The sequence below is a fragment of the Streptomyces sp. NK15101 genome, from assembly GCF_020400725.1.
Taxonomy (GTDB): domain Bacteria; phylum Actinomycetota; class Actinomycetes; order Streptomycetales; family Streptomycetaceae; genus Streptomyces.
Window position 1 is genome coordinate 12,743 of sequence record NZ_JAINVG010000013.1, and the last position, 20,130, is coordinate 32,872.

Here is a 20,130-nt window from a genome sequence, read left to right on the forward strand (position 1 = left end):
GTTCCGGTCCTTCCTGTTTCGCGTACGGACGGGTTTGGGCCTGGTCAGCGGCGCCACGCCGGCGGTGCGACCGCCCTGCTGCTGATGAAGTCGTCCAGGCTCGCGGCGGGGACGCGGACGCGAGAGCGAGCCGGTCCTGTGCGCAGGTCGACGACGGGCAGCTCGCCAGCGGCGATGAAGCGGTAGACCGTTCGACGGTCGACGTCCAGGGCTGCGGCGACGGCGGGTATGGACAGCAGGCGCGGGGCCATAAACGGTTCCTTTGCGTGAAAAAGAGCGGCGAGAATTGAGGGGTCTAGCCAGGAAGCGGACAACGAGCACAATCGATGCGACGGGGTCGCCGAATAGGACTCTTACGTACGTCCAGAGCCTCTAAGTGGAACAGATGGGGAAGCGAGCGGGATCACGTGTGCGAGGCAGGGAATCTGAAATCGGCGCGTAGGCGAATCGAGCAAGGCGTCCTCTGGGCAAGTGGGCAGAGTTCTGGCAGGGGCCGGATCGAGGGGCGTCCCGGGACCCTCAATGATCCGGAGAATCCCCGGTTAGGGAAACCGGGGATCGTCGGCTATGTTTCGCCCAGCCCGGCCGCCCCTGAGCACGCGAGGGCGTCGACGAGAAGCATCTGTGGGGCGATTCCGAGAGCTGTGGCGATGGCGACGAGGTCGTCGATGTCGCAGCGGCGGACGGTGCGTTCGATGCGGGAGAGCGCGGTGAAGGTCATGGGGCGACCGAGTGCGGTGACGCGGGCGGCGAGCTGGCGCTGGGAGTAGCCGCGGGTGGTGCGAGTGCGTTCGATGGCGTGGGCGGCGCCGTGTCCGGCGGGTCCGATGGCGAGGGGGCGTGGCGGCATGGGTGGTGTTGTAGCTTGCGCGCCTACCGGTCCGGAAGGGCATTCCTGTCTGCTGTGAGCGATGCGGGCCGCATAGCGGTTTCCGGCGGAGATTTCGCCAACCGGGAATTCGCCCTTACAGTGACCGGACCCGTCGTCGCGGCATGCCGACGGGTTGTGCAGAATTCCTGTGGAAAGTCTGGACTTCTGCGCACTGGGTGTGGCTGTGTTGGCCATGCACCCCGACGACGCCGGATTTCCCAGCCCTCTCCCCTGGAAGGTGGTCGATCGCCATCGCCCGTATCCGCACCATCAAGCCCGAAGCGTTCTCGTCCGAGTCGCTCGCGGCGGTGTCCCTGTCCGCCGAGCGGACCTTCTTCGGGCTGCTCACCCAGGCCGATGACAAGGGCCGGTTTCGCGACCAGGCCGCCGTCATCGCCGGACAGCTGTGGTCGCTGCGCCGCGAGCACGGGCCGGAGGCGGTCGAGGACGACCTCATCCAGCTCGACAACGCCGGGCTGATCTGCCGTTACGAGGGCGAGGACGGCAGGCGGTACCTGCACATCGTCACCTTCGCCCAGCACCAGAAGATCAACCGGCCCAGCGGCGTCCGCACTCCCCCGTGCCCGCACCATGATCTCGGGGTGCCGCGTGAGCCCTCACCGCAGATGCGGGGAGCCCTCGCGGAGAGTTCCGGGAGTCGCCCGGGAGGGCTCACTGAGCCTTCCGTGACACGCCCGGGAGGATTGACCGAGTCCTCCGTGAACGGCGAATCCGCAGTTCAGAGCCGTTTCCGTGAGCACTCGCCGCAGCCTCATGGAGGGCTCACCGAGCCCCCCGTGAGCCCTCACCGTCCGGATCTAGGACCTAGGAACAGGGATCTAGGATCCACCCCGTTGGGGGGCGCAAGCGCCCCCGCACCCGACTCGGTCTCCGCGAAGGACCTGATCGGCGAGTACGCCGCCGCGTGCCCCCACCGCCCGCCGCAGGACGTGCTCGGCCATCTCGGCCGCGAGGTGAAGAAGCTCCTGGCCGAGGGCATCTCCCCGGATCACATCCGCGCCGGCCTCGACCGCCACCGCGCCAAGGGCCTGCACCCCAGCACCCTGCCCAGCCTCGTGCACGAGGCCATGAACGCAACCCTCACCACCACCACGCCCCACCAGGCGTGGACCAACCCCACCGACACCACCGCTGCCTACGGAGGCGACCTCTGACCGCCACCGCTCTCACCCGCGCTCCCCAGCCGCCCGCCCGGATCTCCAGCCGACTCGGCGACATCCTGACCCAGCGCGGCATCGCCCCCGACACCGCTGCCCAGGAGCCGGTGCCCGAGCCGGTCACCGCGCTGCAACTGGCCGAGGCCCGTATCCCCGCCCGCTACCGCCATGCCCTCGCCGACCACCCCCAGGTCACCGCCTGGGTGGACGAGATCGCTCGCACCGGGCGGCCTGGTCCCGCCGGCGCTCCGGGCATCGCGGAGGGTCCCTCACTGCGGCTTGTCGGCCCGACGGGCACCGGCAAGACCCATCAGGCGTACGGGGCGATCCGTGCCCTGCTGGCTGCCGGGGTCCGCTTGCGCTGGGAAGCCGTGACCGCCGCCGACCTGTACGCCCGCCTGCGCCCGCGCCCCGGCTTTGACAGCGAGCGCGACCTGCAAGGCCTGATGCGCTGCCCGCTACTGGTCCTGGACGACCTCGGCGCGGCGAAGACCAGCGAGTGGACCGAGGAGCTCACCTACCGGCTGATCAACCACCGGTACGAGCACCTGCGCCCCACCCTGATCACCAGCAACCTCGCCACCGACGTGCTGCGTGCGGCCCTCGGCGACCGCGTCGCCTCGCGCCTGGCCCAGATGACCGAGCGCGTCACCCTCGACGGCCCCGACCGCCGCCGCACCAGACCCACCGCCTGACACCCGCCGCTCTATCGCGGCCCCTCTCCCGGCCGTCCGGCCCCATCACCACGGACGCCGCACCTCCCCCTGCCTTGCCCTGCCCTGCCCTGCCCTGCCCTGCCCTGCCCTGCCCTGCCCTGCCCTGGGAGCATCTCCGCTTGACCACGCCTTCCCCTGCCCCGCACCGCGCCGACCGGTACGTCCTCCTCGCCGCCGGTGCCGTGATCATCGCCCTCACCGCCGTCTCTTTCTGGCTCTCCTACGCCCACCTCGCCGAGGTCGCCGGAGAATACGGCCTCGGCAACTCCCCCGCCCGCATGTGGGCCTGGCCCGCCACCCTCGACGCCTTCGTCGTCGCCGGTGAACTCCTCATGCTCCGGGCCGGCCTGCACCACAAGCCCGACTGGTGGGCCATCGCCCTCACCGCCACCGGCTCCCTCGGCTCCATCGCCCTCAACGTCGCCGGCGTCACCGGCACCCGCAATCCCGCCGACGTCCCCGTCCTCGACTACGTCGTCGCCGCCGTACCCCCGACCGCAGCCCTCCTCGCCTTCGGCGTCCTCATGCGCCAGATCCACCAGCACCTCGCACACCCGAACTCCGAGGCCGGCCCGACCGAACTCCCGGCAGCCGGACCTGCGGGGACCGCGCATCCTCGAGAAGGGGACCGCCCCCGCCCGCATCCCGTCCCCGCGCCGTCCGCCGCCAAGGAGACGTCCGACAGCGAGCCCCCGGTACGTCCCCGCAAGGTCGGCCGCCCTCCGACCGGAGAACTCGACGAGTTCGTCCGGATCGTCGAGCAGATGGAGGGCAAGCAGACCCGAAAGACCATCCGGGCAACCCTCCGCGCCATCGGCCACACCATCAGCAACGAGCGGCTCACGGAACTCCAGGAGCTCCTCGGCGGGACGGCCCCAAAGGGCCGTCCGAAACCCCCGCGGACCACTGACCGGAAATAACCGCAGGTCAACCCGCTTCCGGTCAGTCCGGACCACGCGGGTCCGGACCGGCCGGCCCGTCCCCTCCGCATTTCCGGACAGCCTCCAGCCCCGTTGAGACGTCCACGCAGCGCGGACTTCCCCTCCCGCCGTCCCACCGAAGGATCCCCGCATGACACCCACCCCGCAGCACCCCGCCCCTGCCTCGACGATCCCGCCCCAGCCGAACAACCGACCCTCACTGCCGCAGAAACCCACCCACGCTGCCCCAGCCGGAGCAAGTTGGAGGTTCGGACACTCCCCCGTCGGGGGCGCGTCCGAACCAGTGCCCGCCCCGGGGGTGGCGGACTCCCTCCCGCTCCAGGGGGCGCGGGAGGGAGGGACTGCGGCCGAGGGCGGACCGCAGCCGGTGCGGCGTCGCCGGGGCAAGTCCCGCGTACGCGCCCGTACGCAGCGCCGCGCGCACAGCGTCCGTCTCAGCGACGCCGAGCACGCGACCATCGCCGCCGGCGCCGAAGCGGTCGGCATCAGCATCGCCGGATTCCTCGCCCACAGCGGACTCGCCGCCGCCCGCGATCTCGACCGCACGGCAGCGGCCATCGCCACCCGCCAGGACACCCTGACCGCCCTCTTCGCACTCCGGCGCCAGCTCGGGCACGCGAACAACAACCTCAACCAGGCCGCCCACGCACTCAACAGCGGCACTTATCCCGACGGCCTGAAGGACACCATCGCCGCCATCCGCCGTGCAGCCGACGATGTCCGCCATGTCACCGCCCGCCTCACCGACCCGAACTCCGAAGGCACCACCGCTTGATCCCCCGCATCCACAAGCAGGGCCGCAACACCGTCCGCCTGCTCGCCTACCTCTACGGCCCCGGCCGCCGCGAGGAACACACCGACCCCCACCTCGTCGCCTCCTTCGACGGCCTCGCCCCCGACCCCGGCCGCAACCCCAGCACCACCCTCGCCGACCTCGCCCAGCTCCTGGACGAGCCCCTGCACCTCCTCGACAAAGATGCCCGCCCCACCACCCACGTGTGGCACACCTCCGTCCGCTCCGCCCCCGGCGACCGCACTCTCACCGACGCCGAATGGGCGGACATCGCCCGCCGCGTCATCGCCGCCACCGGCATCGACCCCGGCGACGGCGCGGGCTGCCGCTGGGCAGCCGTCCGCCACGCCGACGACCACATCCACCTCATCGCCACCCTCGTCCGCGAAGACGGCCGCCGCCCGAGCCACCACCGCTCCGCCAAGCGCGCCCAGACCGAATGCCGGCAGATCGAAGCCGACTACGACCTCCACCGCGTGGCAGCCGGCGACGGCACCGCCGCCAAGCGGCCCACCAGCGCCGAGCGCCACAAAGCCGAACGCCTCGGCCGGCAGCGCACCCCACGCGAGGAGCTGCGCGAGGCGGTCCGCCGATCGGCGGCCGGCACAGCCAGTGAGAAGGAATTCTTCGACCGCCTCGCCTCGGCCGGCCTGATCGTCCGACGCCGCATCGCACCCTCGGGCGACACCCTCGGCTACACCGTCGCCCTCCCCGAGGACCGCAACGGCAAGGGCGAACCGGTCTTCTACTCCGGCTCCAAGCTCGCCCCGGACCTCTCGCTGCCCCGGATTCGCGAACGTTGGGCCCGGCCCCCTGGCGACACCGCCCAGGAACCGGCCCAGCCGGCGGTGACCGGGCCTGCTTCCGCACGCCGACGCGCCGCTGGCGCCGCCTGGCAGGCCCTGCGTTTCATCGACGACGGCGACGACGGCGTCATCGCCGCGCAGATCGCCGCCGCAGGGGAAGTCCTCGATGCCCTCGCCAAGACCTCCGCCGCCCACACCCGCCACGAACTCCAGTCGGCTGCCACCGCTTTCGAACGTGCTTCCCGCTCCCACATACGCGCTACACGTGGCCACAACCACGCCCTGCGCCGAGCCGCGCGCGACCTCGTCCGCAGTGGCCCGGCTCTCGGTCGCGGCGAGGACGGCGCCACGACAGCCATGGTCATCGACATGCTGTTCTTCCTGATCGCCGCCGTCGCGCACTGGCATGCCAGGAAGGGCCACGCCCAACAGGCCGAAGCGGCCCACCGGGCCGCCGAGCACCTACGAGGCGCCTACCGGGTCGCCGCCGAGCAGCCGCTCGCCGTCCTCCACCAGCGCGGTCGGAACCTCGCCCGCCCACTGCTGGAAAGACAGGCCGACGCCGTGCGGGCGGCGATGCCGGAGCTGGCTGAGCAGGTACTGGCTGAGCCCGGCTGGCCGTCCCTCGCCGCCACACTCGCTGACGCCGAGGCCGTCGGCCACATCTCCACCGACCTTCTTGCCCGCGTGGCAGGACGCCGCGAGCTGGGCACCGCAGAGTCGGTCAGCGACGTACTGGTGTGGCGCGTACGGAGGATGGCCGATCTGCCCGCCGACTCGTATCCCGAGTACGTGACCGCTGCCAGCCTCCAGCGTGATTCTGCCGTGCCAGGGACAGCCGATGCGCTGGGAGCCGGCACCACAAACGGCCCCGTCCGACGACGCTAAGCCGCAGGTCGAGCGGCGCAACATAGCCGAGAATCCCCGGTTAGCCTAACCGGGGATTCTCCGCACCATGGACCTATCAGCACCCACCCCACCATGTGAGGAGTACACCCTTGCCCGAAACCGATTCCTACCTCCGCGCCGACGTCTTCACCCTGCTCGTCGACACCGACTTCCGGCTCCGTCCCGACACCGGCACCTTCTCCCACTACGACGGCCGCCCCTTCACCGACGAGGAACAGGCCACCGTCCTCCTGGCCAACCGGGACGAGCTCGAAGCAACCCTCGAGGTCCGTCTCCTCATCGACACCGAGATCCAGAAGAAGGTGGGAACCGCCGGACTGAACATCGTCCTGGCCCCGTACGACGACCAGCCCAACGAGGTCTTCACGCTCGGAGACGTGATCACCCACCGGCCACAGGACGGCCCCTCCGACATCGAGCGCCTCGCCTACGTGATGAACGGGTTCGTCCCCGACGGGCAGTAACACCAGCCCCAGGCACCTGAGCCCGTAGCACCGGTCGACCCGACAGCAGGCTGGCCTGGGAACCTCGCACAACACGAACGGCAGCCGGGATCATCCGCGGCTGCCGTTCGTGTCAGAGGCACCCGCCCAGGGCACCGATCAACTGGTGGGTGTCGCCCGTAATGCCAGTGAGGCGGACGTGCGGGAAGGCATCTCCGGCTGGTCCTTCAGGGCCTGTCTGCCCTGTCGGCGGCCAGGAGGCTCGCAGCCTCTTCGGCGCAGCCCCACGAGAGCGTGACGCCGGCGCCTCCGTGCCCGTAGTTGTGCACCACCACGGTGCCGTCCTCCGCCCGCTCCGCCTCCACGCGCACCATGGCCCGGGTCGGCCGGGCGCCGAGCCGGTGCTCCAGGACACGGGCCTTGGCGAGACGGGGTTCAACCTCGACACAGCGAGCGAGGATTCCGGCTGCAGCCTTCTCGTCGAGGGCAAGGCTGCCTTCGCCATCGATAGCGGTGCCGCCCAGGACAACGGTGTCGCCGTGGGGGTAGAAGCACAGCAGGTCTGGTAAGAGGCCGGTGTCCTCGGAGAAGAACTCGGTCAGCCCCGGGTTGGTGACGACGACGTGCTGGCCGCGGATGGGCCGCAGGTCATGGTCCGGGACCAGTTCCTGGGCACCCAGGCCCGTGCAGTTGACGATCAAGGCAGCGGGGCCAGCGTCCGCGAGCGAGACCAGGCGCCGCCGCTCGACCGTTCCTCCAGCGGCGTCGAGCCGGCGCAGGAGGTAGGCGAGGTAGGTGGGCATGTCGATCAGCGGCACCGTGAACCGGTAGCCGGCCGAGAACCCGGCCGGCAGTTCGGCCGGCTCGCACGGCCGGAAGCCGGGCAGGGTGGTGGCCCAGTCCGGTGGTGCCTCGGCCGTGCGGGACGTCTCTATGCCGCTGGTGAGCCGGACGCCCGTGGACGGGTCCTCCGCCAATCTGCGGAAGATCTCCAGGGACCGCTGCCCCCACTGGTCGACCTTGTTCTTCGGCTCGACTAGGTATGGTCCCCACATCGCCCCGGCCGCCAGCGAGGTGACGCCCGGCACCTGCTCGGCGATCACGTGCACCGAGGCTCCGGCCTCGGCCAGGACGACAGCGGTGGTGAGCCCTGCCACTCCAGCCCCGACAACGACAACGCGCACCTCGCGCTTCAAGGACGCGCCGGAGTTCACGAGAGCAGAGCCTTATCGAGGTAGTTCTGCACCGGCCCGAACAACCCGTACGGCACGTACTGCGGGATCTCACCATGCGTGGCCCAGGCCAGGCCGGCCACCTCATCAGCACTCGCCACGAGCGCCTGGCCGCCGACAGGGCGGCATGCAATGTAGTGGATCTCCCGGCCTGTCATGGGGTGCACCCGTTGTCCCAGCACACTCTGGGGCACCACCAGGAGCCCGGTCTCTTCCTCGGTCTCACGTGCTGCGGCTTCCCCGGGAGTCTCCTCGGATTCGATCTTCCCTGCCGGGAACTGCCACGAGAGCACCCCTTCCGCCACACGTCGCCGCACGAGCAGGACTCGCCCACCCCGCACGACGACGGCAGCGGCGACCGCTCTCTGGGCCTCGACCGTCACGAAGATCCCCTACCGTCGCACCTGGACCAGCGCGTGCGTTCCACTCGTACGCCAGGCAGCCCCGGACCGTTCGAGCCCGTCCAGCACTTCCTGCTCCAAGCCGACGATGACGTCGGACTTCAGGGTCCGGAGCGCTGCGACGGCCCCCGGGAAGTACGCGGTGAGATCGGCGAAGGACGCCTTGGCGTCCCACAGCCGGTCGCCCACCAGGCGCCGGTAGTTGAGGTCGCCCTTCAGGAGGGTGAGCGTGGCGCTCTCGAACTCGCCGCGGAGGTCCTCGGGCATGTCCTCGTACGGCAGCGGAGCGCAGAAGAACGGGTGGGTGCGGACCTCCAGGCTCCCTGCTGCCATGGCCTTCCACAGCCGGTCGCCGATCACACTGGCTTCGCCGGGTGCCTCGGTGAGGCGGCGGAGGCAGTCGACGACATCGGCCGTCATCGCGTCGGAGACGTAGTAGGGGTACGGCTTGAGGTGAAGCACGACCTGTTCGGCATGCCGCTGTTCGAGGAGGTGGTCGATGAGGATCAGGTCCGGGATCAGCTCGCGCCCCGCATTGTCCGCCACCACGGCGACGGTCGAGGAGCCCCCGACGGGCAACAGCTGCCACAACAAGGCGCTGTCGTCAGCCACCAGCCCGGAGGCAGCGGCGTCACCGGCTGCCGGCTCCCCCGCCGAGACGCGGAAGCCGAGGTCCGCACGGTTGCCCCAGAGCGACGCGTGGAGCAGGGCAGCAGCCCGCTCGTCCGCCGGAACGCTCGCGAGCGCGTCCAGGGCCCGCAGTTCCTCCTCCACGGCCTCACCGCGCAGCTCGGCCCGCTTGAACGGCGCGAACGGATCGACTCCCTGCCACGGCCCGGTGCCGAAGTACCCGACCGCGCCGAGGAGCCTGCGGTAGAAGTAGCTCTCCGCCCACAGGAACGGGGCGTCGTACCAGGAGCGCCCGAAGTGCTCCTGCCCCCAGTCCGCCCAGCGCTCACGGTCGTGTTCCCCGGGGGCGAGCGGCTCGATGACGCCGTTGGTGATCTCGTCCAGCAGGGCGTCGAGGGCCTCGTGCTGCTCACGGCCGTACGGGAAGGCGTCTCGTACCTGCTGGATGAGGGCGGGGTGGCGCTTGGCCAGCACGCCCCAGGCGAACGAGCCGGGCTCGTTGCTCAGGATGACCGGTGCTCCATTCGCATCGCCCGAGCTGCGGGAGGTCTTCTCTGTCATGGCGTCCAAGCCCTTCGGTTCTCGCTCACATGTCCATGGTCCCCACGGGTCACAACGCCAGCAGCGCTACCTACCAGCACCTCACCCGTCGCCGGAGTGAGACGTCCATACACCCGGACCTTCGATCTGCCGCTGAGGTGGGAAGTGAACCGCTCCGTCCCCAGACGCCGTACCTCGATGCCTCCGGTTCCCGGCCCGATCGCCACCCCAGCCTCACTGATCGCGGAGCTTCTTCTCTGAATGCCATCGTCGTCGCATCCCGCCGGCGTGGTCTCAGCCCTTGGCGAGAAGTTCCCTGGCCGCGTAGTAAGCGTGCAGTGCGGCCTCGCTTCCGGAGCCCATGGCAGTCATGATCCGCTGGAAGCGGGCGGAGCGGAGGTCGCCTGCCACGATGACGCGGGGGTGCTGATCGGTCGGCGGGCAGTACCCGTCCAGACCGCGAGTCAAGTCGCCGGACGGGGCGGTCGGGGCATTGCCGATGCTGAGGTGGACTGCATCCGCCGTGATCGCCTGCCGTTCGCCGTTCCGGCCCACCGCTTCCACCGACACCGCGATGCCTTTTCCGGTCCGGAGCGTCAGGTGCTCCACGGGAAGGAGCGTGACCCGAGGGTCCTCGCGGATCTCCTCGATCTTGTACGCGTCGGCCGCCGGGTACGCCACGAGCAGGCGGGTGTCGGTGGTCGGGTGAGCGCGCAGGAAGGTGCCGATCGGGCGGTCGCCGCCGAGGACAAGGAGGGTGCGGCCCTCGGCGTCATCCGCCTCGGCCTGCCAGAGCGGGGGCAGGGTCAAGCCGTCGGGGGCGGTGATCCAGGCGACGTCGCGGGGCTGGAGGGGGCCGACGCCGGTGGCGACGATTGCGTACGGGGCGGTGAGACGGGTGTCAGTGTCGAGCGTGATGGTCACCCGGTCGTCGTCGGCGCGGAGCTCGGTGACGTGTCTGCCGAGTTCGAGGCGGCACAGCTCCGTGCTCTTCAGCTCCGCGACGACGGCGTCGGCGAGCTCGGGGCCGCTGGTGTAGCCGCCGAGGACGTTGTTCAGGGCCGGGATCCGGTAGAGGTTGCGGCACAGCCGGTCCGGCTCGATCAGGATCGAGCGCATGCCGACGCCGGCGGCCATGCGGGCAGCGGCGCAGCCGGCCGGGCCGCCGCCGATGATGATCAGGTCGGTGTCGTACAGCGTGTCGGCCATGGGGCTATTCCAGCACCGGGGTCCCGGCGTACGCAGCGAGTTGGCCGATCACGTGGTCGGTGGTGACGAGTTGACCGGTTCCGATCAGGCGGCGGGCGACGACGAGGCCGGCGTCGTGGACGTCGGGGCCGGCGTCGCTGGCGCAGGCGTCGGTGACGATCCAGGGCGCGTAGCCGTGCTCGAAGGCGTCGGCGGCGGACTTCAGGACACAGCTCTCGGTGGCTATCCCGCAGAAGACGAGGTCGGTCCAGCCCGCCCGGCGGATCAGTTCGGCTGCCTCCGGAGTGAGGAGCGTGTACCCGGTTTTGTCGACGACCGCGTGCGCGTCGGCGGCAGCGTTGGCGAGCTCGGGGACGATGTCGGTCTCGGGTGGTTCCTGGAGCCGACGCCACTGGAAGAAGCGCTCGTAGGGGCTGTCCGGATAGTTGAAGTACCGGGTGAAGACCACAGGCCGTCCGGCGGCGGACCACTGGGCGACCAGGTCGGAGACCGCGGGAACGGCGTGGCGGCTGTGGTGGTTCACGAAGCCGTTCTGCATGTCGATCACGACCAGCGCGGCGCTGCCGATGTCCATCCGCTGTCTCCTGCCCCGTGTTCTCACCCGACGCTCTCGCGTAGAGCGTCCTGTGCGGCGCGCAGCCGTTCGGCCAGTCCGCTGGTCTTCATGATGGCCTCCCGCATCAGGACGTGCTGTGCGGTCTCCTGGGCTCGGGCGGTGGTGAGCCGGGAGTAGGCGGCGCGCAGGAAGCGCCAGCCGTACTGCTCGGGCGTGGAGGGGTCCTGGCCGTCCTCGATCATCTGCTGGATCTGGCGGGTGAAGCACCAGAGGGCCTGGACGGTCAGCTCACAGGTGACCAGCTCTTCGATGGAGAGGCTGCGCTCGCGGGAGTGGGAGGAGTAGGCGACGCCGGACCAGCCGGCATAGCCGGTGGAGACTCCCCTTACGCCGAAAGACACGATGTCCGGGTGGTCGAAGCCGGAGGCGAGGAGCGATGCCTCGACCGTGCCATCCAGGGGTGCGGGCCCGCCCGGGGCGCCGCGGTCGACCAGGACCGAGGGTGTGGACAGCAGGCGCAGTGCGGTGTCGTAGGCGTCGCCGGACCAGGGACCGGAGGTGAGCCAGTACAGGGAGAGGACGTACTCGGGGTTGGGGATGCGGTCATGGTCCTCGTCGAGGAGGTCGCGGAGCTTGTTCCTAGCCCAAGGCAAGTCGGAAGCGTACGAGCGGTAGCGCCAGACAGCGAGGTCGGTGAGCGCGGGAGGCTCGTGGGGTTGGACGAGGTGGAAGACGGCGGCCCCGCAAGCGAAGACGTGCAGGACGCACTCCTGTGCTTCGGGGTGGTCGATGCGGACCGAGGAGGATTCCAGCCACTGGTCGCCCGCGCCCGGCGTCATGTGTGCGCGGAGTAGGCCAGCGCGCTCGGCGCCGATGAAGACCGGCAGGAATTTGTGGGAGTCAACGCCGATCCGGCCTGTGGCGGGTGGAGCAGCGCCGTTCGTTCCCAGGGCTGCTGCGAACCGGGCTTTCACGTCGTCCGACGCGCGGCCGAGCGCGGTGTCGAGGACAGCCTGGGATTCACCACGGGGCTGGTAACCCGCTCCGCCGCCTTCCCAGTTCGACACAGTCCGGTCGCTCACGCCCAGGTAGGCGGCGAAGTCCCGCAGGCTCATGCGCAGGGCGTCGCGTAACAGCCGGGCTTCCCGGCCGGACCATCGCTGCACCGTGACCACCGTCGTACCCCCTGTCCGTCACCCGGTGGAACGCCGAAACGGCCAGCGTAGCCAGCCTTGTTCAGCAGTGGTGCGGCATTGCTGCAGCACCCGTACGTCACACCCCGCCATCGGCCTCCACCATGCTGGGTCCACCGAGCCGGGGAGCTGCCGGCCGCGACCAGGCGGCCCTCCGCCCGTTCTCTCCTGTACCACCACCAGAAGGAGCAATCGGCATGACCGACATCGTCAAACGCAACGCCCGCGCCATCCTCCTCGACGGCGACGAGCTCGTCCTCATCAAGCGCACCAAGCCGGACAGGGAGCCGTACTGGGTGTCCGTCGGCGGAGGGGTGGAGGCGGACGACGCGACCATCGAGGCGGCCCTGCACCGGGAGGTGTTCGAGGAGCTGGGTGGCAAGCTGGAGCGCGCCGAGCTCGTCCACCTGGTCACCGACGAGCTGGAAGGCGGCGTCGGCGTGCAGCACATCTTCGCCGCGCGCCTGGAGTCGATGGACCTGGCCGCGCGTACGGGGACGGAGTTCGCCAAGCCGGAGCGGGGCGGGTACGAGGTGGTCCGGGTGCCCTTCACCGCCGAGGCCGTCCGCGAGCTGAACCTGATGCCGCCGGAGCTCGCCGAGTTCATCGCCGCGAACACGGACGCGATCGTCTCCGTCCTCGACACCCCGATCCGCGAGGCGTGAGCGATGGCGCAGGTCCCGGACTTCGTCAGCCTCAACGGCCCTGACAACGTGGGCAAGACGACCCACCTGGTACGGCTGGCCGAGCGGTGGGACGGCTTCCAGCCGCTGGGCGCGGTCCACGAGCACGACCCCGAGCCGTGGGCGCGGGCGGCGGCCGGCGACTACGCCCGGTGGTGGTTCGAGACGTCCACGACGGTCGAGCTGACCGAGATGCTGCTCGCCGGCCACGCCAAGCGCGCCGCCGCCCGCGAAGCCGGGCGTACAGGGCTGCTCGACCGGGGCCTGCCCATGCTCCTCGCCGTGGCCACCGCGACCTGCGTGGTCAAGGACGGGCTGACGGTCGGCGAGGCGTTCAAAACCGTGACGGGCATCGCCGGTTCGCGAGCCACAGCACCGGAGGTCTCGATCCTCCTGCTCCCGTCCCTCGATGTTGAGCGCAGCTACGCCATCACCAGCGCCCGCGAGGGCCGCCCGTGGACCGGGATCTACCCGGCCTACCAGAAGACGCTGCACGCGGTCCTGCTCCACCAGGCAGAGCACGGCGCGTACACCGCGGTCGTGGACTGCGAGGACCGCTCCCTGGACGACGTACACAGCGACGTAGTCGATCGCCTTGGCCTCAGCCCCCTCGCTGATGGGAGTCCCCGATGACCCAGAACTCCCCGCCCCTGGTCCTGCCGCCCGGCCTAGCCCGCGCCATAGTCACGCTCCAGGACAAGGACCTGCACCGCCTTGACGACACCGTCACCCGGCTCCACACCGTCAACGGACGCCTGTGGGACACCGAGGACCGGGTGCGCGGCGCCCTGCTCTCCGCCACCCAGGTCGCGGACTGCAAGCGGGAGATCGACCAGCTCAACGCCGAACGCAACACGCTGGCCGAGCGGGCCGACGAGGTCCTCGGCTCGCTGGCGGACGCGGGCCGCGCCGACGCGCCGCTGCACACCGAGACGCTCGCCTCCGTCGTCGACCGTCTGTCGGTGCTGACGCTGCGGATCTGGCACAGCGAGCGCGCGGCGGCCCGGGACGAGCTGGCCCGCCGGCGAGTCCCTGCCCTCCATGGCCAGCGGGAGGAGCTGTGCGCCGCCCTCGACGCGCTGGTCTCCGACGTCGTCGCCGGCCGCCGCCGGCTTCCCGTACCGGCCCGGTTCAAGCTGTACGGCCGGGACGACGCCGCCCCCGCGGAGATCAAGCCGAGCCGGCACCTGCGCCGGGTCCTCGCCTTCGGTGGGCTGAGCGAGTGCGGCAAGAGCACCAGCGCCGAGTTCGTCCAGCGTACGTGCGGTGCCCAGCGCCTCAAGATCGGCTTCCTGTTGCGGCAGGCGGCTCACCGGGAGGGCCTCGCGGACCCGTACGCGCTCTCGGCCCGTCGGCAGGCAGAACTGCTGCTCGGCGAGCTGAACCGCTTCGCGGACGCCCACGTCGACACGCGGCTGTTCACCATCGAGTCCGTCCACGACGACGCCTCGATCGCCGAGCTCAAGCAGCTCATGGGCGACATCCTCCAAATCGTCTACCTGGACGCCTCCTTCGCCGTACGCGTCGAGCGGTCCGGGACGCCGGCCCAGGCCGTCGCCGCGAAGGACGAGATCAAGATGAGCCGTGGCGCCCACCAGGTCGCCGCACTCGCCGACCACGTCATCGACAACACCAGCAGCATCGCCGCCCTCCGCGCCCGCCTCCGGCACATCGCCGCCCCGCCCGCCGCCACGGCGCTGCGCGTGGCCACCCCGTACGGGCTGGGGCTGCCGGCCGCCATCGCCTCGGCGACGGCCGACTTCACCGACGCGGTACGGGCCTACGGCCCCGGCGTAAGGCTCGCCGCCCTGACCGGCAGCCCCGGGGAGGGCAGTTGGATCGCCGGCTGGTCCGATCTGGACCTCCTCGTGATCGCCGAGCACGAGACCATCGGCCAGGTACACGAGGCCCTGGAGCAGTACGGGACCGCCCTGGGCGGTGCGGCCTCCCTCGGCCCCACCCTCGTCACCCCCGGCGAACTGACCGCCCGACGCCTCACCCCGCGCCTCGCGTTCGTCCTCCACCAGCTCCAGCAGGGCAGCCCCGTCCTCCACGCCGCACCCGACCTCGAACTTCCGACGATCAGCCGGGACGATCTGGCGTTCGCCGCCGTCCGGGAACTCCCCCAGGTCATCCTGACCATGCGCCGACTGCGCGCCCATGCAGGACCGACGGCTCTGCGGCAGCTCTACAAGCACCTCGTGCTCGCCTGCCGCCTCCTCCTGCGCGAACACAACCAGTGGGAGTCCGGCCCCGACCGGATCCTCGCCTCGGCCTCCCGCATGCCGGGCCTTCCCGCCCTCTCGGTGCCCTCCCTGGCCGAGATCGCCAGCGCCTGGCGCGACGGCGAGGCCGAGCTCGTGCTCAAGCCCGTCTGCGCGGCTGTCGACCAGTTCCTTGCCTGGTACGCCGCCCAGCTCGCAGCCTGAACAGTCCTTTTCCTCCTTCTCCACCCGACAGGAGCTTCGCCATGCCCGAAATCACCGCCGTGTCGTCCTTCTCCGCCCGGATCGTCGAGCGCCTCAGCGTCGGAGCCACGAGCCGCCGCGAGCGTGTCATCCACTCCCTCGACGGCCTGGAGACCCCGGTCCACCCCGACACCCTCGCCCACACCGGAGCCGACCTCTGGCATCTGCTCCAGAAGCAGGTGCCGGACGGACTCGATTCCGTGGACTTCCTCCTCGGCCTGGACGCCGGCGGCATCCTGCCGACCGTCTCCCTCGCCGGTGCCGCCCACCTCCCGTACAAGATCGCCTGGAAGCTGCACCTCCCGCTCGACGGCGCGGTCCGCTTCAGCGAGCCCCACGCGATGCGCACCGACGTCTTCGCCTACGGCATCGCCCCCGGCCAGCGGATCGTCATCGTGGACGACGAGATCACCACCGGCCGGACCCTGGCCGACCTCACCCGCCGCCTCCACGAGGCCGGCGCCGTTCCGCTGGCGGCGGTCTGCCTGGTGGAGGACACCACTCGCGGAGCCCGCGACCTGCTCACCGACCTCGGTCTGCCGCTCGTCTCCCTCACCACGATCGAGGGCGCGGCGTGACAGCGGTCGCCCCGGCGGGGGTCCGGTTCCACCACGGCTCCCTGGTCATCCCCGCCGGGGCCGTGCACACCACCCCGCTCGGGTACGACCGCGACAGCGTTCCCATCGGCGCACCGCTCCCGCTGGCCGCCTCCGCCGAGCTCGTCCACCGCCTGAGCGGGTGCGGCGAGGTCGTGGTGGCCTTCGAGGGGAAGCTCGGCGACACCCTCCTCGCGCTTTCGGGAGTCCGCGCGGTCCTCGACTGGCTGCGGCTGCGGTCGGTTCGCGTGGCCGTCCGGGCGGTGGGTCCGTACGCGGGGCTGATCGCCCGCACCGGGCTGATCACCAAGCCCCAGCCCACCCCGCCCAGCGGCTGGCGGGCCGTGATCGGCGACCGCGCGGGGATCGAGGCGCACGGCTCGGAGGCGGTGGTGAGCCTGGTGCTCGACCCGGCGGCCCCGCCGTGCTGGTCGAGCGACGGCCGCGCCCACCCGGACCTGCCCACCCGCCACTACCTGGCCCTGGAGCGCCGCCTCGGCATCCGCCTGCCCGACACGGCCCCCTTCGCTCCCACCCTCGCGACCGGTCCGAACAACCTCGTGGAGGAACTGCGCTCGGTGGGCTGGCTGGGCGGCCTGACCGTCGCCGCCATCACCGCCACCAGCTGGCCGGAGCGCAAGGACTACACCGCCCAGCGCTACATCGAACTCGTCGAGCACATCGCGGAGGCCCAGCAGGCCCAGGCCCGGCTGCTTCTCATCGGCGGCAACCCGGGCGACGGCCTCCGCATCGCCGCAAAAGCTCCCCGGCGCCACGTACAGGCCCTCCGCATCGACGGCATGCCGGCCGACGGCCTCGCCGACCTCTTCCCGCACTGCCACCTCATCGTCGGCAACGACACCGGCCTCACCCACCTCGCCGCGATGGCCCGCCGCCGGGACGGAAGCTCCCCGCCCGTCATCGGCCTGTACTCCCGCCACAGCCACAGCAAATGGCGCACCGGCCTGCCGCACCACCACGCCGTCGCCACCGCCCTGTCCGACCGCATGCACCAGGGCGACCTCTGTCCCGTCCGCGACGCCATCGCCCCGGACACGAACATCCACATGGACGCCTTCCCGCCCGCCGCGCTGGCCCAGGTCGGCCTCGAACTACTCAACGGGGTGAGACCATGACTTTCCAGCCTCTCCTCCGGCTGGGTCCGGTACGGCGCTTCACCCGCAACCTGCTCCGCCCCGTCGACCTCCTCGGCCGCGCGCTGCTCCTGAAGTACACCCGCGACCCGGCCGAGGCCCGCGAGGAGATCCGCGGCCACGCCCGCCTGTCCCGGCACTACCGCGTCCCTGCCCTCCACGCCCACCTGCGCGTGCCGGGCGGGCACCTGCTCACGTACGAACGTCTCCCCGGCGGCACCGACCAGGGACTCCTGCTCGACCTCCTCAACGCGGACGAACCGAGCAGTGATCTCCGCAGCTACATGGACCAGCTCACGGCGGCGTACCGCGAGGTCATTCTCACGACAGCATGGCCGGCCGAGCCGACGCACGTCGTCCGCAAGCTGTACTGGGACCGCGCGGCGCCCGGCGGCCGCCTTGACACGTACTACGCCGGTAGGGACTTCCTGTTCGCTGGCGGCCTCATCGACGTCCCGGTCTCCCGCCTCGACACCTACGCCCTGAACATCAACGGCCGCCGGCACCACCTGGACTGGGCCGCGACCCTCCGCTGGCTCCGCACCCACTTCGCCTCCGCGGAGCCGGTCTGGGCGGCCCTCACCCAGGGCGACCCCACCGACGTCAACCTCGCCCACCCGCTCGCGTGGTTCGACTACGACACCGCCGGGATGAACAGCATCCCCGGGGAGTTCGCCAACTTCCTCTGGTACGCCTCCGCCCTCGGCGGCTGGCTCGTGCCCACGTACAACCCGACCGCCTTCGCCGACCACCCCGCCACCTTCGCCCGCGTCCCGGCCAACACCCCCGAGCTCCGACGAGCGGACATCGACCACACCACCAGCACCATCCACATCGACTACACCCCGCACCTCTCGGCTCCCCGGCAAGCCGCGGTGACCGCGTACTGGACCCAGCTCGTACGGCCGGTCGCGGACCGCCTCTGGCCAGGGTCGGACCTGGCTAACCTGCTCCGCCCCTACCTGGCCATGCGCATCCTCGGCGTCTACAACCTGGCCGACCTGGCCCCCGAGGACCGGCTCGTCCTGCTCGCCCGGCTCGCCGAGGCGATGAGCCCCACGTTCGACCCCACCACCTACTTCTGCCCGCTGGAGTCGCCATGCCCGGCCCCCTGAACGGCCGCACCGCCCTCATCACCGGAGCCACCGGCGGCCTCGGCTCGGCCATCGCCCGCCGCCTCGCCGCCGACGGCGCCACCGTCGCCCTCGCCCACTTCAGCGACGACCAGGCCGCGACCCAGCTCGCCACCCACATCACCGACAGCGGCGGCACCGCAATCTCCCTGGCAGCCGACCTCCGCGACACCGAGGCCGTACAGACGCTCTGCCACCAGGCCGGCGACGCACTCGGCCCGATCGACATCCTGGTCAGCAACGCCGGCGCCTATCCCCGCCGACCGTGGCCGGAGACCACGCCGGCCCACTGGAACGAGGCCCTGGCCACCAACCTGACCAGCCACTACCTCCTCGCACATGAGCTGACCCCCGCCATGACGGCCGCCGGCTGGGGCCGGATCATCACCATCGGATCCGTCCTGGCCACGGCGGGCCGCCACGACCTCTCCGGCTACATCAGCGCCAAGGCGGGCCTCGAAGGACTCACCCGTGCCCTCGCCCGCGAACTCGGCCCCGCCGGCATCACCGCGAACTGCGTCGCCCCCGGTTCCATCCGCGTACCCGCCGAGGACACCGTCGTCGACGACCCGGAGGCCATGACCGTCCGCCAGATCGCCCGCCAGTGCGTCCAGCGCCGAGGCCGCCCGAACGACGTCGCCGCCGCCGTCGCTTTCCTCACCACCGACGACGCCGGCTTCATCACCGGCCAGACCCTGCGCGTCGACGGAGGCTGGATCCTTGCCTGAGATCTGGCTCATGCGCCACGGCGCCTACGAAGGCCACCGCCCCGGCTACCACGCCCCGCACGAGGCCACCCTCACTCAGGAGGGCCGCGACCAGGTACGCCGCTCCCTACCCCTTCCCGAGGGCATCACCGCGATCGTCACCAGCCCCATCCCCCGCGCCCGCCAGACCGCCACACTCGTCTCGCACCTCACGGGCCTGCCCATCGTGGCCACCTCCGGCCTCCTGGCCGAATGGCGAGCCCCGAGCATCGTCCTCGGCCGCACCGCCGAGACCTACCCGCCGGCCTACCGCGCCTGGCGAGCCCGACGCCTCGCCAACCCCTCCCTACGCTGCGAAGACGGCGAAAGCCTCACCGACCTCCACACCCGCGCCCGCCACTGCGCCGCCTTCCTCCACCACACCGCCGGGCGCCACGGCCCCCTCCTGGCTGTCTCCCACACCCTCCTCCTCGGCGTCCTCACCCACCTCCCAGAAGGCCCCGCTGCCTTCATCACCGCTGCGAGGACGCCTTGGCAGTTCGTCGAGCGCCGCTTGTTCACCCTGGCGCTGCACCAACACCCCAGCCCCTACCGCGGTACGTTGCCGTCCATCGAGGGTCGGGCGTCGACCGCTCTACCGGGCGATCCAGCATTGCCGCAGACCGGAGCGTGACAGCTGCTCTGGGTTGCAGACGCCCGCCCGTTCCTCCCGGTCCGGAGAAATGAGCGTGTACATGCGGACCGCGTGGCTGGCTTCCCCTCGCTCGCCACTGCAGAGAAGGGGAAAGCCATCCTGGAAAGCCTGCGGTCAAGCTTCTCGGCACACCTCGATGCTCTCGCCGGAGTTGACTGATCCGGCGGAGTCGGCCTTCCCAGTTGGCGCCATCGAACCTGCCTGTACGTACGGAATCAGCCACGCTCGGTTCCAAAACCGCAGAGGGCAGTAGGGTTCCTGGTTGACTCTGGGGAAA

At 71.0% G+C, this 20,130-nt stretch carries 22 protein-coding genes; 14 read left to right on the forward strand and 8 right to left on the reverse strand.

The genetic code is table 11. The features are described 5' to 3' along the window. Window positions 1-44 precede the first annotated feature (44 nt). Complete coding sequence (locus K7G60_RS10010; RefSeq protein ID WP_225800465.1) at window positions 45-251, reverse strand: helix-turn-helix domain-containing protein; 207 nt, start codon at window positions 249-251, stop codon at window positions 45-47. Between the two features lie 314 nt (window positions 252-565). Next, the gene (locus K7G60_RS10015; RefSeq protein ID WP_225800466.1) at window positions 566-850 is read right to left on the reverse strand and encodes a helix-turn-helix domain-containing protein; all 285 of its coding nucleotides are present in this window, start codon (window positions 848-850) and stop codon (window positions 566-568) included. 272 nt (window positions 851-1,122) lie between these two features. Between K7G60_RS10015 and K7G60_RS10020 the strand changes: the two genes are divergently transcribed. The 6 genes from K7G60_RS10020 to K7G60_RS10045 all read left to right on the forward strand — a co-directional run bounded on the left by K7G60_RS10020 (window position 1,123) and on the right by K7G60_RS10045 (window position 6,678). Next, window positions 1,123-2,046 (forward strand): hypothetical protein, encoded by a 924-nt coding sequence (locus K7G60_RS10020; protein ID WP_225800556.1) that lies wholly within the window; start codon window positions 1,123-1,125, stop codon window positions 2,044-2,046. After that, window positions 2,043-2,744, forward strand: coding sequence for an ATP-binding protein (locus K7G60_RS10025; RefSeq protein ID WP_225800557.1), 702 nt, complete (start codon window positions 2,043-2,045; stop codon window positions 2,742-2,744). The genes K7G60_RS10020 and K7G60_RS10025 overlap by 4 nt, the downstream gene beginning before the upstream one ends. A 140-nt stretch (window positions 2,745-2,884) precedes the next feature. Continuing rightward, window positions 2,885-3,685, forward strand: coding sequence for a DUF2637 domain-containing protein (locus K7G60_RS10030; RefSeq protein ID WP_225800467.1), 801 nt, complete (start codon window positions 2,885-2,887; stop codon window positions 3,683-3,685). 388 nt (window positions 3,686-4,073) lie between these two features. Continuing rightward, a complete protein-coding gene (locus K7G60_RS10035) occupies window positions 4,074-4,481 on the forward strand; it encodes a plasmid mobilization relaxosome protein MobC (protein WP_308080616.1) in 408 nt (135 codons plus the stop codon). Beyond that, a complete protein-coding gene (locus tag K7G60_RS10040) occupies window positions 4,478-6,193 on the forward strand; it encodes a relaxase/mobilization nuclease domain-containing protein (protein WP_225800469.1) in 1,716 nt (571 codons plus the stop codon). Before K7G60_RS10035 ends, K7G60_RS10040 begins: the two co-directional genes overlap by 4 nt. Window positions 6,194-6,303: 110 nt before the next feature. Continuing rightward, window positions 6,304-6,678, forward strand: a complete 375-nt coding sequence (locus K7G60_RS10045) for a hypothetical protein (RefSeq protein ID WP_225800470.1) — start codon at window positions 6,304-6,306, stop codon at window positions 6,676-6,678. 206 nt (window positions 6,679-6,884) lie between these two features. On the opposite strand, the gene K7G60_RS10050 is transcribed toward K7G60_RS10045, so the two are convergent. The 6 genes from K7G60_RS10050 to K7G60_RS10075 all read right to left on the reverse strand — a co-directional run bounded on the left by K7G60_RS10050 (window position 6,885) and on the right by K7G60_RS10075 (window position 12,064). Continuing rightward, window positions 6,885-7,853 (reverse strand): FAD-dependent oxidoreductase, encoded by a 969-nt coding sequence (locus K7G60_RS10050; RefSeq protein ID WP_225800558.1) that lies wholly within the window; start codon window positions 7,851-7,853, stop codon window positions 6,885-6,887. 14 nt (window positions 7,854-7,867) lie between these two features. Continuing rightward, a complete protein-coding gene (locus tag K7G60_RS10055) occupies window positions 7,868-8,272 on the reverse strand; it encodes an NUDIX hydrolase (RefSeq protein ID WP_225800471.1) in 405 nt (134 codons plus the stop codon). A 9-nt stretch (window positions 8,273-8,281) separates the two neighbouring features. Next, on the reverse strand, window positions 8,282-9,481 hold the full coding sequence (locus tag K7G60_RS10060; protein ID WP_225800472.1) for a damage-control phosphatase ARMT1 family protein: 1,200 nt from the start codon (window positions 9,479-9,481) through the stop codon (window positions 8,282-8,284). 273 nt (window positions 9,482-9,754) lie between these two features. After that, window positions 9,755-10,669, reverse strand: a complete 915-nt coding sequence (locus K7G60_RS10065; protein WP_225800473.1) for an FAD-dependent oxidoreductase — start codon at window positions 10,667-10,669, stop codon at window positions 9,755-9,757. A gap of 4 nt (window positions 10,670-10,673) precedes the next feature. Next, entirely contained in the window at window positions 10,674-11,243 is a 570-nt protein-coding gene (locus tag K7G60_RS10070) for a cysteine hydrolase (RefSeq protein WP_225800474.1), read from the reverse strand. A 23-nt stretch (window positions 11,244-11,266) separates the two neighbouring features. Beyond that, window positions 11,267-12,064, reverse strand: coding sequence for a hypothetical protein (locus K7G60_RS10075; protein WP_225800475.1), 798 nt, complete (start codon window positions 12,062-12,064; stop codon window positions 11,267-11,269). A 551-nt stretch (window positions 12,065-12,615) separates the two neighbouring features. Here K7G60_RS10075 and K7G60_RS10080 point away from each other — a divergent pair. From K7G60_RS10080 to K7G60_RS10115, 8 genes are read left to right on the forward strand one after another with little or no spacing between them, the layout of a single operon-like run. Then, the gene (locus K7G60_RS10080) at window positions 12,616-13,083 is read left to right on the forward strand and encodes an NUDIX domain-containing protein (protein WP_225800476.1); all 468 of its coding nucleotides are present in this window, start codon (window positions 12,616-12,618) and stop codon (window positions 13,081-13,083) included. 3 nt (window positions 13,084-13,086) lie between these two features. Continuing rightward, window positions 13,087-13,734: a hypothetical protein gene (locus tag K7G60_RS10085; RefSeq protein ID WP_200429659.1), complete on the forward strand. Its 648-nt coding sequence runs from the start codon at window positions 13,087-13,089 to the stop codon at window positions 13,732-13,734. Next, window positions 13,731-15,530, forward strand: coding sequence for a DUF4254 domain-containing protein (locus K7G60_RS10090; RefSeq protein WP_225800477.1), 1,800 nt, complete (start codon window positions 13,731-13,733; stop codon window positions 15,528-15,530). Before K7G60_RS10085 ends, K7G60_RS10090 begins: the two co-directional genes overlap by 4 nt. 41 nt (window positions 15,531-15,571) lie before the next feature. Continuing rightward, on the forward strand, window positions 15,572-16,147 hold the full coding sequence (locus tag K7G60_RS10095; RefSeq protein WP_121827690.1) for a phosphoribosyltransferase domain-containing protein: 576 nt from the start codon (window positions 15,572-15,574) through the stop codon (window positions 16,145-16,147). Then, the gene (locus K7G60_RS10100) at window positions 16,144-17,301 is read left to right on the forward strand and encodes a glycosyltransferase family 9 protein (protein WP_200429661.1); all 1,158 of its coding nucleotides are present in this window, start codon (window positions 16,144-16,146) and stop codon (window positions 17,299-17,301) included. Before K7G60_RS10095 ends, K7G60_RS10100 begins: the two co-directional genes overlap by 4 nt. Next, on the forward strand, window positions 17,298-18,434 hold the full coding sequence (locus K7G60_RS10105; RefSeq protein WP_225800478.1) for a hypothetical protein: 1,137 nt from the start codon (window positions 17,298-17,300) through the stop codon (window positions 18,432-18,434). The genes K7G60_RS10100 and K7G60_RS10105 overlap by 4 nt, the downstream gene beginning before the upstream one ends. Beyond that, entirely contained in the window at window positions 18,419-19,180 is a 762-nt protein-coding gene (locus tag K7G60_RS10110; RefSeq protein ID WP_225800479.1) for an SDR family NAD(P)-dependent oxidoreductase, read from the forward strand. Before K7G60_RS10105 ends, K7G60_RS10110 begins: the two co-directional genes overlap by 16 nt. Then, window positions 19,173-19,832 (forward strand): histidine phosphatase family protein, encoded by a 660-nt coding sequence (locus K7G60_RS10115; RefSeq protein ID WP_225800480.1) that lies wholly within the window; start codon window positions 19,173-19,175, stop codon window positions 19,830-19,832. Before K7G60_RS10110 ends, K7G60_RS10115 begins: the two co-directional genes overlap by 8 nt. Window positions 19,833-20,130: the final 298 nt, after the last annotated feature.